A 15,013-nucleotide genomic window follows, 5' to 3' on the forward strand; every position below is an offset into this window, starting at 1 on the left:
ACCGACTTCGCCTTTGCCAGACTGATCTAAAAAGCTACTAGCAGTATCGGCAAACTTAGGAATCATATCGGCACCCAAACCTAAAGATTCAAACTGTGAGGTAAGCTGACTTGCTGCCTTGGCTTTGTCGCTGTATTCAGCAGCGGCGCCCATTGCACCGGCTAACATTCCGCCTTCAGCTTCGCCACCGGCTAGCTTCTTAAGCGCTGGAGCCGCTGACATTAAAGTACTGGCACCCGGGATGGCTGAAAGAAGTGACTTTGAGTCGCCATCGGAAAGCAAAGAGGTAGCCGCTTGCAATAGCGCGCCCATGCCGCCAGTTGCTTGAGTTTCGGTAACGCCCAGTGTTTTGGTTAACATAGGAAGCAGCGCCATACCTTGCGCTACCATGTCGCTAGTTGCAGATTTTTCTACGCTTGCGGCTTGCTTTTCCATAGTTGCAGCTTGGTCGGCTACTTCTTCTGTTACTTCTTTTTCGTCACTGCCAAATAGGCCTGTGATGCTATCCCATAGTCCGGCATTTGCATGCAGGCTAAATAGGCTGATAACGCTCGCGATAAGTAATTTTTTCATGGTGGATCTCCGTTTCGACTAGTGTGATGAGAGTTAAAAATCTTCGCCGTTTTATTGCGGCTTGTTTGAAATATTATGTCGTAAATTTGTGTTGGAGAAGTTACAGGTGAAAGCTTTTGATAGCAAATTTCTAAGCGTTGTTTTGGGAGTATTTAACAAGGTTTTACATTGCGGTGCGGCTTACCATCATACGGTTAAGCGGGCAGAATAAACTAGATGTCTATCACACCTGAGAGCTGCTATCCGCGAGCTAAAACGGTAGTATGGGTGTTTATCAATAGAGATTAACATTAAGCATGTGGTGAGGCGCATTTTATGACACATATACTGTTGGGTGGTACGGGTACAAAGCAGGTGCAAATCGATACGTCGTTGCTAAATCGACATGGGTTAATTGCTGGCGCCACAGGAACGGGTAAAACCGTATCGCTACAGGTGATGGTCGAGCAGCTTTCCCGCGCCGGTGTACCGGTGTTTTTGCCGGATGTAAAAGGCGACCTTTCCGGCTTAGCCAGTGCGGGTAAGCCGCACCCAAAAGTAACTGAGCGATTGGACTATATCGGTATTAGCGAACACAATTTCGCGCCCTTACCAACGGTATTTTGGGATGTGCGCGGTACTAGCGGCCACCCCTTGCGCACAACTATTAGTGATATTGGCCCGCTGTTGCTGTCCAACCTGTTGGAGTTAAACGAAACCCAAACCGGCATTTTATATGCTTGCTTTAAAGAGGCCGACGAGCAGGGCTGGTTAATGCTCGATATTGAGGATCTTAATGCAATGCTAGCTTGGCTTGGCGAGAACGCCGCCGAGCTGAAAACGGTGTACGGCAATATCTCTAGTTCCAGTATTGGCGCAATTAAGCGTCGTTTACTCATTTTAGAAGAGCAGGGTATTGCCGATTTTCTCGGCGAACCTGCGCTCGAATTAAAAGACATAATGGCCGTTAATGACGCTGGCGAAGGTGCTGTTAATATTTTACATGCGGTAACCCTGCTGCGAGACTCGCCGCGTTTGTACAGTACGATTTTGTTGTGGTTGTTGTCCGAGCTATTTGAAGAACTCCCTGAAGTGGGCGACCCAGATAAGCCTAAGCTGGTCATTTTTTTGGATGAAGCTCACCTGTTATTTAAAACCAGCAACAAATCCTTAACCGAAAAAATTGAAAACGTAGTGCGGTTAATTCGCTCGAAGGGTGTTGGGGTATTTTTTGTAAGCCAGAACCCGCTGGATATTCCCAGTGAGGTTGCCGGTCAATTAGGTTTAAAGATTCAGCACGCGCTGCGGGCTTTTACCGGTAAAGATCGAAAAGCGTTAAAAGCCGTGGCCGAAAGTTTTCGTGATAACCCCGAATTTGAAACCTTAACGGTTTTGCCTGAGCTGGGAACCGGTGAGGCTTTGGTTTCCTGTTTAGATAAAAAAGGGCGACCGCAGCCGGTGGAGAAAACTTTGATATGCCCGCCGATTAGTCGTATTGGGCCGCTTACTGAGGCAGAACGAAAAGTAGAATTGGCGCGTTCGGCATTTGGTGAAAAGTACGATGTAAGGATTAACCGCGAGTCGGCTCATGAGTTGTTGTTAAAGCGTACCGAACAGCAAATGGCGGAAACGAAGGCTGCCGAGTCGGCAGAGCAGCGCCAGCTGGAACGCGAACGAGCGGCAAAGCAGGAGAGTAAACAGCGTACAGCGGCGGCAAAGCCGAAGCGTCGCGCCAGCAATCGACAGTCGGTTGGCGAGGCTTTAATGAAGAGTATTAGCCGTGCGGTTGGCAGTCAGCTGGGGCGACAAATAGCACGGGGCATACTTGGTTCTATTTTTAAGCGCTAGATTTGAATAAGTGTGTTGTAAGCACTGGCTTTTAAGCGTTTAACGCTTAAAAGCCAGTTGATAAAAGCCAGTTGATAAAAGTAAGCTAAAGCGAGTTTGTAGGATTAAAGCGTTTTAGCCGAAAAGGTATCGCATAGGCGAATATCGCCTGATTCGAAACCCTTCTTAAACCAGCGCACACGCTGTTCAGACGAGCCGTGAGTAAAGCTCTCTGGTACTACATGCCCTTGAGACTGCTTTTGTAAGCGGTCGTCGCCAATAGCGCTGGCGGCGACTAGTGCTTCTTCTAGGTCGCCAGGTTCTAACAATTTCCTATCGATATGAGCTGTGTGGCCCCAAAGCCCTGCAAAGCAATCGGCTTGCAGCTCTTGCTTTACCGAGAGCGCGTTACCAGCTTCTTTCGAAACCTTGGCTTTTTGTGCGTGAACTTGCTTTGAGATACCGAGCAATGTTTGCACATGGTGGCCCACTTCGTGCGCGATCACGTAGGCTTGAGCGAAGTCGCCGGGCGCGTTGTGGCGAGTTTTAAGGTCGCGATAGAAGGAAAGGTCAATATAGACTTTTTGGTCTGCAGGGCAGTAGAACGGGCCCATAGACGCACCAGCACGGCCACAAGCGGATGATACCGAACCGCTGAACAGTACCAGTTTTGGCTCTTGGTAGGTTTTGTTTAGTTTTTGGAATTGTTGGTGCCAAGTGGTTTCGGTATCGGCCAATACGACGGCGACAAATTCCGCTAACTCTTGATCCGCTTTAGAGAGCTGGGGGCTCCCCGAACTCGACGATTTAACTGCGCCACCTTGCAGTAGTGGCAGCAGGTCTATGCCCATCATTTTTGCACCAAAAAATACCGCCGCACCCAAGCCCAAAATAATCCGACCGACTTTTGTACGCAGTAAAAACGGTAAAACTCTAAGCAGTATGCCTATGCCTCCGCCGCCAATCATACCTTGCGCATCTGAGCTGCCGCGACGGTCTTCTATGTTGCTACTACGTCTGCCCGATTGCCAACGCATAACTGCACTCCTTAAGTAGGCTGGATTTAGCTTAACTGCCGGTAGCTCTATTACTTCTTAGAGGCTTCATCTTGGCTGGCTAAGTATTCGTCGTATGTACCTTGGAAGTCTACTAGCTTTTGGTTTTTAATTTCTACCACGCGGGTTGCAAGCGAGCTAACAAATTCACGGTCGTGGCTCACAAAAATCAACGTGCCGGGGTAATGCTCTAGCGCCAGGTTAAGCGCTTCGATGGATTCCATATCTAAGTGGTTGGTTGGTTCGTCCATAAGCAGCACGTTGGTGTCTTGCATCATCAACTTGCCGAACAACAAACGGTTTTTTTCGCCACCGGAACAGACTTTAACTTTTTTCTGAAAATCATCTGCAGAGAAGAGTAGGCGGCCGAGTGTGGCCCGTACAATTTGATCGTCGTGGGTGGGTTTGCGCCATTGGCTCATCCAGTCGAATAGAGTGAGGTCGCAATTAAAATCGGCGGTGCTGTCTTGTGGGCAGTAGCCTAGGGTGGCGTTTTCAGCCCACTGTATTGTGCCGTGCTGGAGCTTAAATTCGTCCATTAAGCAGCGTAGCAGGGTTGTTTTACCGGCGCCGTTTTCACCAATGATGGCAAGTCGAGCCCCTGCTTCAAGAATCAAGCTACCTTTTTCGAATAGCGTTTCACCGTCAAAGCCGTGGCCAACTTTGTTGAGTATTAGTGCTTGGCGGTGCAGTTTTTTGTCTTGGTTAAAGCGAATGTACGGGGATACGCGGCTAGAGGGTTTGATATCATCCAGCTTTATCTTGGTAAGTTGTTTGGCTCGCGAAGTGGCCTGCTTGGCTTTTGAGGCATTTGCCGAAAAGCGACTAACAAATTGCTGTAACTCGGCGATTTGAGCCTTTTTCTTCGCATTTTCTGAATGTAGGCTTTCGCGAGCTTGTTCCGAAGCCATCATGAAGTCGTCATAGCTGCCGGGGTAAACGCGCAGCTCGCCGTAGTCTATATCCGCCATGTGGGTACACACCGCGTTTAAGAAGTGACGGTCGTGGGAGATGATAATCATGGTGCTGCTGCGCTGGTTCAGAATATCTTCCAGCCAGCGAATGGTGTTTATGTCGAGGTTGTTGGTCGGTTCGTCCAGCAACAGTATGTCGGGGTCGGAAAACAGGGCTTGGGCGAGCAATACCCGCAGCTTTAAGCCCGGAGCCACTTCGCGCATGGGGCCAAAGTGCAAGTCTAGCTCGATGCCTGCGCCAAGCAGTACTTCTCCGGCGCGACTTTCGGCGCTATAGCCATCTAGCTCTGCAAATTGGGTCTCCAGCTCAGCAACGGCCATACCGTCTTCTTCCGACATTTCGGGCAAGCCGTAGATGCGTTCGCGCTCTTGCTTAATTTTCCAGAGTTCGTCGTGCCCCATGATGACGGTATCAATCACCGAATAGTCTTCAAATGCGAACTGATCCTGGCTCAGTTTGCCTACGCGTTGGTTTGGTGCCAGCGAGACATTGCCAGCAGACGGCGCGAGGCTGCCATCGAGAATTTTCATAAAGGTCGACTTACCGCAGCCGTTGGCGCCAATCAGGCCATAGCGATTGCCATTACCAAATTTGACAGAGATGTTTTCGAACAGCGGCTTGGCGCCGAATTGCATGGTGATGTTGGCTGTGGAGATCAAGATGGAGTTCCCGTTACAAGCAGATTAGAAGAGGGTTTTGTGGGGCGCACTATAGGCAAGTGTGCAGCTAAGGTCGAGTAAAACGGGGAGATAAATGACCTGTGGTTGTAGGTTTTGGGGTGGGGGCCTATCATGCCTCCCCATTTCCAGCTTCGTGGAGTCTTATCTTGGATAACCAAGCGGTCATTAGCGCAGTGCAACATTGGGTTGAAACCCTAGTCGTAGGGTTAAACCTTTGCCCATTTGCCCAGCGCGAGCTACTCGCCAACCGAGTGCGCTTTAGTGTTTCTGAAGCGACCGAAGAGCTACAGTTGTTGGCCGATTTAGAGGCGGAGCTAACACTCTTAGTTGCCGATGCGGCGATTGAAACTAGCCTTTTGATTCACCCTCAAGTGCTCACTGATTTTTACGATTACAACCAGTTCCTAGATACCGTAGACCACTTGTTGCTCGAAATGGGCTTAGAAGGGGTGTTTCAGGTAGCCAGTTTTCACCCAGACTATCAGTTTGCTGGTACCGCAGCGGATGATGTGGAAAACTACACCAATCGTGCGCCGTATCCGGTGCTGCATCTGTTACGGGAGCGAAGTGTCGAGCAAGCGATCGCCCATTACCCCGACGCTGAGCGGGTTCCGGACAAGAATATCGAGTTATTGCGCAATCTCGGCGTTGAACAAATATTGGCGTTATTAAAACCCAAGAACTAGCGATATACCGCGTACTTCGGCAGGTTCAACTTAGCGGTGTCTAGAGCTCTCCGAGGCACCAAAATCATCCTTCTGGCGATCTAGGCCCTGTAAACCGCGAAACTTTCTGCACTCTGGGTCGATTATGGAGTCTATACTTCAGGTAGTTTCCCGGTGGATGTTCTCTGTGCGTAGACCTCTAATGACTAATGCTCAACGTTTCTGGACACAGTTAACTCTGCTGTTGGCGTCGCTTCACGCCGCTAATCTTCAGGCTGATTCTAAGTCCCTGCTATCGACGCCAGCACCGCTTGAGATAAAGCACAACGTCAGCGGTTGGAGTGGTGAGATGAAGTCGTACCAAGAAGATTTGATCTCGGCTGTGGTTGCGGCAGGCGAGAGCAAATTTGGCCCTTATAAGCTGACGTTTGTCGATAAGGTGATGAGCACCGTTCGCGCTATGATTGCCAGCGAACGCGGTGCGCTTGATACAGGGATGAGTACCGGTTGGGGGATGCGTGAAAATGGTGCAGAAAAGGTAGACCTATATTTACGCGCTTATATGAAGTCGTTACTGGGCTTGCGGCAATTAATTATTCGTAAAGAGGATCAAACGGCTTTTCGGGCAGTACGAACGATTGACGACCTTAGGGCATTTAAAGCTGGGCAGGGTAGCGGTTGGCCAGATTCTCGTATTTACAGTCACTATGATGTGGAGGTTGTCGACGCTAACAGTTTTTCTGCGTTATTCCCTATGCTGGAAAAGAAACGCTTTGATTTTATTCCACTGAGTATTTTAGAGGTGGATACCGCGCTCGCCGCGGTACAGGAAACCTACCCGGACTTCGTGATCGCCGAAGATATTTATCTTTTTTACCCAATCCCGCTTTACATCAGCGTTAGCAAAATGTCTCCCGCGGCTTCACAGCGTATTGCTTATGGCTTGAAGGTTTTGTTTCATGATGACGATGCTGTTAGCGAAACTGAAGCTAGCTTAGCGGAGGCTGGCGGTGAGGTTGACTCTGATGAGTTGCTTTTTAAACATTTCCCGGTGGCTAAAACGGTAAGCTTTACTGACGATCAAGTTTTGCTAATGCTGGAAAACCCGTTCATCTCTCAGTCCGCGAGTAAAGAAATTACCGAGTATTTTATTCGCCATTATCGTTAGTTCTAATCCTATCTCTGTTCGCTACTAAGCTGCTTTCACTATTGCGAGTTTTGGCTGTCCAACTCTAGCGCATAAAATCTGTTGATTAGTGCTGGTAGTAATTCGCACAGTGCTTCACGTACCTTTTGCACATCGGCCTCAAGTGTATGCGCGAAAGCTAATAGCTTTTTCTGGCCAAAAATAATCTGTATGTCGGTTGGCGTTAGTTCTGGAACCGCATAGCCTTGGTTAACCGTGCTTTCTTCTAAGGGTGTGTGGTGTATCTGCTTTAGTTTCGCTTGCAAAATTTCTATAGTTTGGTGGCGATCGTCAATATCACACAGCTCACAAAAAGTTTGGATTGCTTGAGTTTCTGAACAAGCAAGTCGTAAGCGTAGTATTAGAAAAGTTGCGCTACTGCGTATCACGTCCATTTTATTACCTCGTTCCTTTGTACTTCTTTGCCTTTGATATAGCTGGGGGAGGGCCCCCAGCTAAGATTTTCGGAAATTAACCTTCTTTGGATAAATGAACATCCATTTGTGGGAATGGAATTTCAATTCCAACCGAGTCAAAACGCTTCTTGATTTTCTCGTTAGTGTCGAAGAATACCGCCCAGTAATCGGCTGAGTTTACCCAAACGCGGAAGGCAAAATTTACTGATGAATCGGCTAGCTCGGCAACACCGATAGTAATACCTTTCTCTTGCAGGATGCGGGTATCTTCACTGGCGATAGCTTCTAACTCTTTACGAACTAAATCTAGGTTAGCACCGTAGCCAACACCAACAGTAAAATCGACACGACGCTCTGGCTGTGTTGAGTAGTTAGTGATGTTTCCACCCATGATGCCAGAGTTGGAAACAATCACGGTTTTGTTATCGCCGGTTGTCAAAATAGTTGAGAAGATCGAAATCTCTCTTACCACACCTGCGGTTCCACCAGCTTCAACAAAATCACCAATTTTAAACGGGCGAAATAATATAAGTAGTACGCCAGAAGCGAAATTAGCGAGCGATCCCTGTAATGCAAAACCAATAGCAAGACCAGCAGCACCGATAATCGCAACGAATGAGGCTGTTTGAATTCCGAGTTGACCCAAAGCCGCAATAATGACCATGGTGAACAGTGCGTAATAAACAATGTTGCGAGTAAACGTACAAATTGTTAAATCAACTTTACGTGCCGTTAGGCCTTTTAGTAAAAGGTTGGCTATCAAGTTGGCTATCCATTTGCCGACAATGTAGACCGCAATGGCTAAGGCCACTTTTATTCCGTAAGTAGCCAATAGTTCCGGCGCTTTTTCCAACAGATCTTGAATATTTTGTTCCATGCTTATGTCCTTAATATTTGATGTGAAAATTATAGGTTTGAAGATATGTATTCGGGGCGGTGACATAGGCGGGCTTGCGCCCGCCTAGATTGGATTGTTACTGTTTAAACCCTTACTGAATGGTTTTTTCTACGGTGGCGCTAACCTGAGCTTCTACTCGACGGTTACTAGCGCGACCAGCTGCGGTGTTGTTGTCGGCAATCGGTTGAACTTCGCCGTATCCAATTGCAGTAACGCGGTTAGCATCGATACCGTGTTTTTCGACTAAGACTTTCTTAACCGCGTTTGCACGCAACTGAGAAAGGTTTTTGTTGTAACTTGCTGCACCGCGATCATCGGTGTGGCCTTTAATTTCAACTTTGCTCATTGGGAACTGCTTCATAAAGCTCGCTAGTTCAAGAATTTTTGCATTGGATTCGCTTACGATAACGTCTGAGTTGTTAGCAAAATTTACATTCAATGCAACGGTTACGTCTTCTTTTAACGTCATGTAGCAGCCGCGGCCATCAACTTTTGCGCCGGCTTTTGTATCGGGGCAAATGTCATTTTTATCCTGCACACCATCGCCGTCAGCATCGAGTACCAGAGGGCAACCGCTAGTGTCTACCGGTGTGTTTTGATCTGTGCCAGGGCAAGCATCTACACGATCTAATACGCCATCACGATCACTATCTTTGTTATCGTCTTTTGTAGTGCTGGTTCCGCTTGACTTGCCGCCAAGTAAAAAGCTAACACCAAGGTTTACCGCAGCTTGAAATGCGTCGCTATCTTTTTGTTGGATGGCGCGAACGTCGGTACGCAAAGAAACAACATCGTTAAACGCATACTTCAAACCCAGTCCCGCGTTTACAAAAACGTCATCAAAGGATGAACCGCCAGATTTAATGTCACTTTCGCCCAAACCAAACACAGCGTATGGCTGAGCTTTTTCGCCCTTGCCAAAATGGTACAAAGCATCCAGGCGCAATTGGTCAGAATCGGCGTCTAGGTTGGTGCCAGAAATTTCAGGTTCAGATGTTAGGTAAGCAAGTTCCACAGCCCAAGGGCTGTTAAATTGATATCCACCCGCTAGCGACATTGACGCAGTGTCTTCCACTCCTTGACGATTACTATCGTGAGTGATGTAGCCTACAGAAGGCGTGAGGGTAAAACCGCTGTCTTGGACGTCGCCGGCATTGCTAAGCGGAGCTGCAATTAATGCAGCTGAGGCTACGGCCAAAGCTAAAGGCTTCAATGTGCTGATTTTTTTAGATTGGTTGTTATTGTGATCCATTGTGTTTCTTCCTTACGTCTAGTGTGAATTGTGAATGTTTTTATGTGTGTTAAGCGATGAGGCTATTGTGGCTGAGATGCAAAAAAAGGTGTGTAAAACCCTGTAAAATATTTTTACATTTTGTTTTACGAACGCTAAAAGCGGTTAGACAGAACTTTGACCAGAGAGCGGCTATTGTTCGGTTTTAGCTCAGAACTCGTTCGACTTAGGTTGTTTTTAAACCAGTATTGCGGTTTTAGCTGAGAGACATTGGGTCATGTCGCGCGCTTTTACGTTGTCGGCAGGTTTATGGGTCACGCTTAGGCAATAAAATAGCATGCAAAAAGCTAGTTGTGGAGCTCGTCTTCAAATCCGGCGAGCGGAAGAGCAAGCTCAAATGTTGTTCCTTCGTTAACGACTGAGCGAACACTTAAGCGGCCGTGTAATTTTTGTGCAACGGTTTTGACGAAGAATAAACCGAGGCCGGCGCCGGGGTTGTCGCCGTTGTTTGGAAGGCGTTTAAAGCGTTGGAACAGCAGCGGCAGGTCTTGGTTGGCGATGCCTTGGCCTTGGTCTTCAACGGTGATTAGCGCGTGAGGACGAGCCGAATCGAGGCTTTCGGCCGCATTTAGTGAGAGGTGAATCTTGGTGTAGCTGGGGCTGTATTTAATCGCGTTGGTTAAGAGGTTAATTAATGCTCTCAGTAGCAACTCAAAGTCGGCATTTACCCAAAAATCGGCATCTTGTTTGTGTACGTCTATCGAGATTGATTTATCGGCCGCTAGTGCCATTACCTGCTGGTGTGCATCGTCGATGATGGCGTGAAGGTCACACCACTGGAAGCTTTCGTTGGCAGAGTTTTCGGCGCGACTTAGTTGCAGCAGGCTTTCGGCGTAGCTTAAATTGCGTTGTGCGTATTGTTCGATATCGGCGAGAAGCTTGGCTCTTTCGCCGGTTTGAGCCTCGGGTTTAGTTTTTCGGGCGCTTTGGATCAGGGCGAGTATCGATACCATCGGCGAGCGCAAATCGTGGGATATAAAGTTGAGCGTTTCCATGCGCGCTAATTCGCTCTCTTTCAATTGAGTAATATCAATAAACGTTAACACTCCCACCTTTGCCGAATAGGAGGTGCCACGCTTGGTGTGAGAGCGGCGCTCTATGCCAATTCTACGCGCTTGAATAAACAGCTGTATTTCGCCAGTCTCGGGTTCGTCATTCTCACTTGCCAGCTCGGCAATGGTCGCTACAGTATCGCTTTGGCGGGTATTATTTTGGCATTTGGCCTCGAGGTGAAAATCACTGTCGTTGGCTAATAGGTCGCGGGTTAAGGCTGACCAGTCGTACTCTGCGGTCAGCTGGAAGCCGTCCTGTAGGTCTACAATATCGCTGTTCTGGCGGATATGAGGAAACCAAACCTCGGCTTGTTGGTTGAACAGAATGATTTCACCAGATTCGCTGAATACGATCATACCCTCATGCAAGCCGTTGATACTTTGTTGCAGCAACTGTCGAGTTGTTTCCAGTTCCCGGTTGGCATTAAACAGTTGGGTAATGGTGCGGCTGACGACTTCCGAACCGCCGATTAACGCTGTGGCAGAAGAGGGTTTGGAGAATAAGCTGTGGTTGAGTGCGGCATAGTTTGCGGTGTTTTCCGACTGTTCAATAAAACGTATGGAGCGCTTTAAATAATTTAGGGCAATCTCCAATCGCAACCAGCTCCACAAGGGGTAAAACACCAGTACCGCGATAATACTGCTGGCGGCTGGAATCCATAGTTGGCCAAACTGTAGGCTGCAGATGGTCGCAATTATCAAAAGAATCACGCTGCCTAGCGTACTCAGTAGGAATTGTGCTGGGCTCAGGAAGGATAGGGCGCTCAGTAGGACTAAGACGACTAGGCCGGTAGCAACGCTTGCAATACCACTGGCGAGGCGTTGGATAAGTTCATGATTGGCGAGCTGGCTGTAAATTTGCGCGCTAATCTCAACCCCGGCAATACGCCCAATAGGTGTTGTTAGCACATCGTGAACGCCGGCTGCGGTTGCACCGATAAAGATAATTTTGTCTTTTAGCAGCTCCGGCGGAAAGCGCCCGTTGAGCAGGTCGATGTAGGACAGAGTTGGAATACGGTTGCTGGCGTTGAAAGCGATGTAATTGTGGTAATCGCGGTATAACAGCATTGGCGAGGGCTCTACTTCTGGCGGCGAGCGACTCCCCGGTAGTGCAGTCTGCGTATTTAACAGGGTCGCCAGAGCAGCACCTATGTGTGGCCAACGGGGTTCTCCTAAGCCTTCTTTCAAAAAGACCGAGCGGCAGACGCCGTCACTGTCGCAGGAAACATGAGCGTGGCCGATAGCGGCCGCAGCCTGATAAAGCTGTGGCGTGGGCGGAATCTCGAGTAGTTGCCCTTTGTTGTTGATGGCCTCGAAATACAGTGGTAATACCACTTTGCCATTCTGTTCGATCGCCTCTTGCAGGAGTATGTCGTTCTCGGGCGAACGCTTATCTGGATCGCTAAATAAAATATCGAATACTACGGCGCTAACCTTGGCATCGGTTAGTTGTTGTAACAGGTCGGCGTGAGTGGCACGTGGCCAAGGCCAGCGACCCAGCTGTTCAATGCTCTGTTCGTCGATGGCGACAATAAGGGTTTGGGTTGGTTTGCTCGGGTTGGGCAGGTGTTGCTGAATGGTATCGTAGATAAGCAGGTCTAACGCTTCCAGCCATTGGCGCTGCTGAGCCGTGGCGGCCAGCAGCGCTAACAGTAGCGGAATAAACAGGTGAGAGAACAGCTTAGAGAGTTGCCGCATTAGGGTTGTGCTTTAGTTACCTAAGTGGGTTTATTTACAGAAGCAGCATAGTTAATAAAGAGCCGAGTACCCACATAATTAAAGCGGTATCGCGGGTTTTAACTTCTACCGGTTCGCTGTAGTTGCCGGCCACCTGGTATTCGGCCAGTGGGCGCACGCGCACATAAAACTTACCCGGTAGCCTGCCGGCGAGATCTAGCTCGGTAGCGGCGACGGTTTCGTTGCGCAGCAGCTTGTCAAAGCTTGGGCTGCGGGAAACTTCCAGCTGATAGGCAACGGCTCCCTCTGCAGGTGTCCAGCTAATATGGGTGAGTTTTTTACTGCTATTGGCGCTTACGGTAACAGCGCTAGGTGCTAGTGCCGCGCAAATATTTTGCTGTGCAGGCATGCCCTGTAACCCAAGCTTGTCACGTGCGCTAAGACGAACTTTGTAGCAGCCGTTTTCAGTAATTGGCAGGGTAAGTTCATTGTCTGTTGTCGACCCAGAGCCTATGACCTTTTCCTCTTCTGAGTACTCTAATATGCTGATTTTATAACCTTGAGCGCCGGCTAGCGGGTGCCATGTAAGGGTAATTGGCAGCGCTTGGCTGGGGTTTAGGTCGCGCCATTCTGGTGCGGGCAAGAGGGCGGTAGGCTGCATAAGTGGCTGGCCTTTTTCGGCCTTAATCCCGTAGCCACGGGCGACCATCACTGCATCTGCAGCGCTGTTGTCGACATCGACATTACCTTCATACACCTCGCCGAGCATGCTGGCGGCGCCATCGTTGCCATTGGCACTTACCCGAAAGTCTGTGCCGCGTACCGCAGCCACGGCGGATGGAGTAGAAACGCGAAACTGTGAGCGCGGTTCACGTTTGGGCACTTTCGTTTTGGCGGCACCGCGCAACAGGTTAATGCGCGAATCGACCATGCCGGTGTTGCCGTGCTGGGAGAGTGAGTCCAGCTGGATATGACTGTTTTCTTCTAGCACCATTACAGCGCCGTCGGCAAAGCGCAAACTGGCACTGCTGTCGGCGCCGGTCTCAATTTCATTGCCCATGCTCAGTGTGTCGCCAAGCGCTGCAATGCGTGTGGTTTGATCACCTTCGCTGGTTTCGCGTACTCGAACTTCACCAGCAACATAAATTAGCTCTACGCCTATCGGTTGGGCTTTAAGCCAAGCAACAGGGAAGCGTATACGAGTTCCCGGGGCGAGCGAGCGTGGGTAATCAACACCGTTATAGGGGCCAATTTTTTGCCAGCAACCTTTCTGGGTGGTGTATTTCAAGCACAGGTGCCAAAGCGTGTCGTTGGCTCGCACGGTGTAAACCCAATCTTCGGCGCCTACACTGGCGGAGCCTAGTCCAAGCATTAGAGCAATGGCGACGCCTGTTAGGTGACAGCGGCGAGTAATAAACCCAAAGTCGAGACGTTTTAGAGTCTTAAGCACAAGGCAGTTCCTTTTTGCGGATTAATTAAGCAATAACTTTTTCGAGGCGATAGCCATGCTGATAAATTGTTTTTATGGTGTAGCCCATTTCCGGCCCAATTTTTAGGCTGCGCCTGACGCGGCTAACGTGTACATCTACCGTTCGGGTATCTAAACCCGTGGCAATGCCCCATACAGACTTTAACAAGAACTCGCGGGAAAGGACTTTACCTTGATGCTGAAACAGGCAGAGTGCGACCAAATAGTCTTTGCGGGTAAGCTTTACCGGCTCGCCACTGAGGCTAATAGATTCAGTTTGTGTATTCAGCTGAATTGGCCCCAGCTCAATAGTGGAGGAGTCGTCAGCAATACCAGCGCGGCGGCCCAAGGCGCTAATGCGAGCCAGTAGCTCCCACTGGCGAACCGGTTTGGTCAAATAGTCATCAGCACCAGATTGCAGGGCTTTAACAATATCTTCCTCGGCGGAGCGCTGCGTGGAGAATAGAATCGGCATGGTGCTGGCCATTTGCTGGCGCAGCGTGACCAGTACGTCCAGACCGGTTTGGTCGGGAAGCTGCCAGTCGAGAATCGCCATATCGAGGAGATGCTCGCGACACAGGTCTAAAAACAGGTTGCAGCGATTAGCGTGAAGTACTTCATGGCCCTCTTCTTCCAGCCAGCTTATGACAAGTTCGGCTTGTGCTGGATCGTCTTCGAGAAGCCCAATTTTCACTCTAACCCCCTAGTATTTAGTGTGGTCACGGCAATAGATTTTGCCTGTGAATGCATTAACCGCGTGCACGGCAGCAGCACAGCGCCTATTATGCCAAATAAATTCCGCTACGCTCAGCTTTTTCCACTTGTGGGACTTTGTGTTGAGCTGTTTGTGGGAGATCGGCGAGTGAATTCACCATACAGCAATTAGGCATTTCGATGAGTATTAAAAACGATATACAGAATACATCCAATAAACTGTACAACGCGCAACAGAAATTGGACGCGGCCGAAAAACGACGCGATACCGCGATGGTGGATAAATTCACCACCGATATTGCCGTTCTAGAAAAGCAGTTAGCATCGCTAAAGCAACAAACCGCGCGGCAAAATGTGGAAAAGGGCAGCGCGATTAAGGCGTTACCCTTTTCGCGGCCCCTAACCAAAGCCGAGCAGGCGGATATGGGATCGCTAAAAAAGAAAGTGCGAGGCTTGGTTGTTGTTCACCCCATGACGGCGCTGGGCCGCGACATGGGAATATCAGTGGTAACCGGCTACGCGAAATCTGAGTTTTAGTGTGTTGTAGCTCTACAGTG

General features: G+C 49.2%; 13 protein-coding genes. 4 read left to right on the top strand and 9 right to left on the bottom strand.

Features of this window, described 5'->3' with window-relative positions; genetic code table 11:
- A partial coding sequence (locus tag IDZ20_RS08875; RefSeq protein WP_188151079.1) for a DUF2780 domain-containing protein occupies positions 1-573 on the bottom strand: 573 nt, incomplete at its 3' end.
- A gap of 315 nt (positions 574-888) precedes the next feature.
- On the opposite strand from IDZ20_RS08875, the gene IDZ20_RS08880 reads away from it, so the two are divergent.
- On the top strand, positions 889-2,400 hold the full coding sequence (locus IDZ20_RS08880; RefSeq protein WP_188151080.1) for a helicase HerA-like domain-containing protein: 1,512 nt from the start codon (positions 889-891) through the stop codon (positions 2,398-2,400).
- A 104-nt stretch (positions 2,401-2,504) separates the two neighbouring features.
- Here IDZ20_RS08880 and ypfJ read toward each other — a convergent pair whose 3' ends face one another.
- Both ypfJ and IDZ20_RS08890 read right to left on the bottom strand, forming a co-directional pair.
- The gene (gene ypfJ, locus IDZ20_RS08885; protein ID WP_188151081.1) at positions 2,505-3,416 is read right to left on the bottom strand and encodes a KPN_02809 family neutral zinc metallopeptidase; all 912 of its coding nucleotides are present in this window, start codon (positions 3,414-3,416) and stop codon (positions 2,505-2,507) included.
- 50 nt (positions 3,417-3,466) lie between these two features.
- A complete protein-coding gene (locus tag IDZ20_RS08890) occupies positions 3,467-5,068 on the bottom strand; it encodes an ABC-F family ATPase (RefSeq protein ID WP_188151082.1) in 1,602 nt (533 codons plus the stop codon).
- A gap of 101 nt (positions 5,069-5,169) precedes the next feature.
- On the opposite strand from IDZ20_RS08890, the gene IDZ20_RS08895 reads away from it, so the two are divergent.
- Complete coding sequence (locus IDZ20_RS08895; RefSeq protein ID WP_245792216.1) at positions 5,170-5,775, top strand: DUF1415 domain-containing protein; 606 nt, start codon at positions 5,170-5,172, stop codon at positions 5,773-5,775.
- Positions 5,776-5,956: 181 nt separating this feature from the next.
- Positions 5,957-6,922, top strand: coding sequence for a hypothetical protein (locus IDZ20_RS08900; RefSeq protein WP_188151083.1), 966 nt, complete (start codon positions 5,957-5,959; stop codon positions 6,920-6,922).
- A gap of 38 nt (positions 6,923-6,960) precedes the next feature.
- On the opposite strand, the gene IDZ20_RS08905 is transcribed toward IDZ20_RS08900, so the two are convergent.
- The 6 genes from IDZ20_RS08905 to IDZ20_RS08930 all read right to left on the bottom strand — a co-directional run bounded on the left by IDZ20_RS08905 (position 6,961) and on the right by IDZ20_RS08930 (position 14,436).
- On the bottom strand, positions 6,961-7,335 hold the full coding sequence (locus tag IDZ20_RS08905) for a hypothetical protein (protein WP_188151084.1): 375 nt from the start codon (positions 7,333-7,335) through the stop codon (positions 6,961-6,963).
- A 76-nt stretch (positions 7,336-7,411) separates the two neighbouring features.
- The gene (locus tag IDZ20_RS08910; protein ID WP_188151085.1) at positions 7,412-8,233 is read right to left on the bottom strand and encodes a mechanosensitive ion channel family protein; all 822 of its coding nucleotides are present in this window, start codon (positions 8,231-8,233) and stop codon (positions 7,412-7,414) included.
- Positions 8,234-8,345: 112 nt separating this feature from the next.
- On the bottom strand, positions 8,346-9,506 hold the full coding sequence (locus IDZ20_RS08915; RefSeq protein ID WP_188151086.1) for an OmpA family protein: 1,161 nt from the start codon (positions 9,504-9,506) through the stop codon (positions 8,346-8,348).
- A gap of 326 nt (positions 9,507-9,832) precedes the next feature.
- The gene (locus tag IDZ20_RS08920) at positions 9,833-12,295 is read right to left on the bottom strand and encodes a CHASE2 domain-containing protein (RefSeq protein WP_188151087.1); all 2,463 of its coding nucleotides are present in this window, start codon (positions 12,293-12,295) and stop codon (positions 9,833-9,835) included.
- A gap of 34 nt (positions 12,296-12,329) precedes the next feature.
- Positions 12,330-13,724: a FecR domain-containing protein gene (locus IDZ20_RS08925; protein WP_188151088.1), complete on the bottom strand. Its 1,395-nt coding sequence runs from the start codon at positions 13,722-13,724 to the stop codon at positions 12,330-12,332.
- 25 nt (positions 13,725-13,749) lie between these two features.
- A complete protein-coding gene (locus tag IDZ20_RS08930; RefSeq protein ID WP_188151089.1) occupies positions 13,750-14,436 on the bottom strand; it encodes a response regulator transcription factor in 687 nt (228 codons plus the stop codon).
- Between the two features lie 200 nt (positions 14,437-14,636).
- Here IDZ20_RS08930 and IDZ20_RS08935 point away from each other — a divergent pair, with 200 nt between their 5' ends.
- Positions 14,637-14,993: a YibL family ribosome-associated protein gene (locus tag IDZ20_RS08935; RefSeq protein WP_188151090.1), complete on the top strand. Its 357-nt coding sequence runs from the start codon at positions 14,637-14,639 to the stop codon at positions 14,991-14,993.
- Positions 14,994-15,013: the final 20 nt, after the last annotated feature.

Source organism: Teredinibacter waterburyi (assembly GCF_001922985.1).
GTDB lineage: Bacteria > Pseudomonadota > Gammaproteobacteria > Pseudomonadales > Cellvibrionaceae > Teredinibacter > Teredinibacter waterburyi.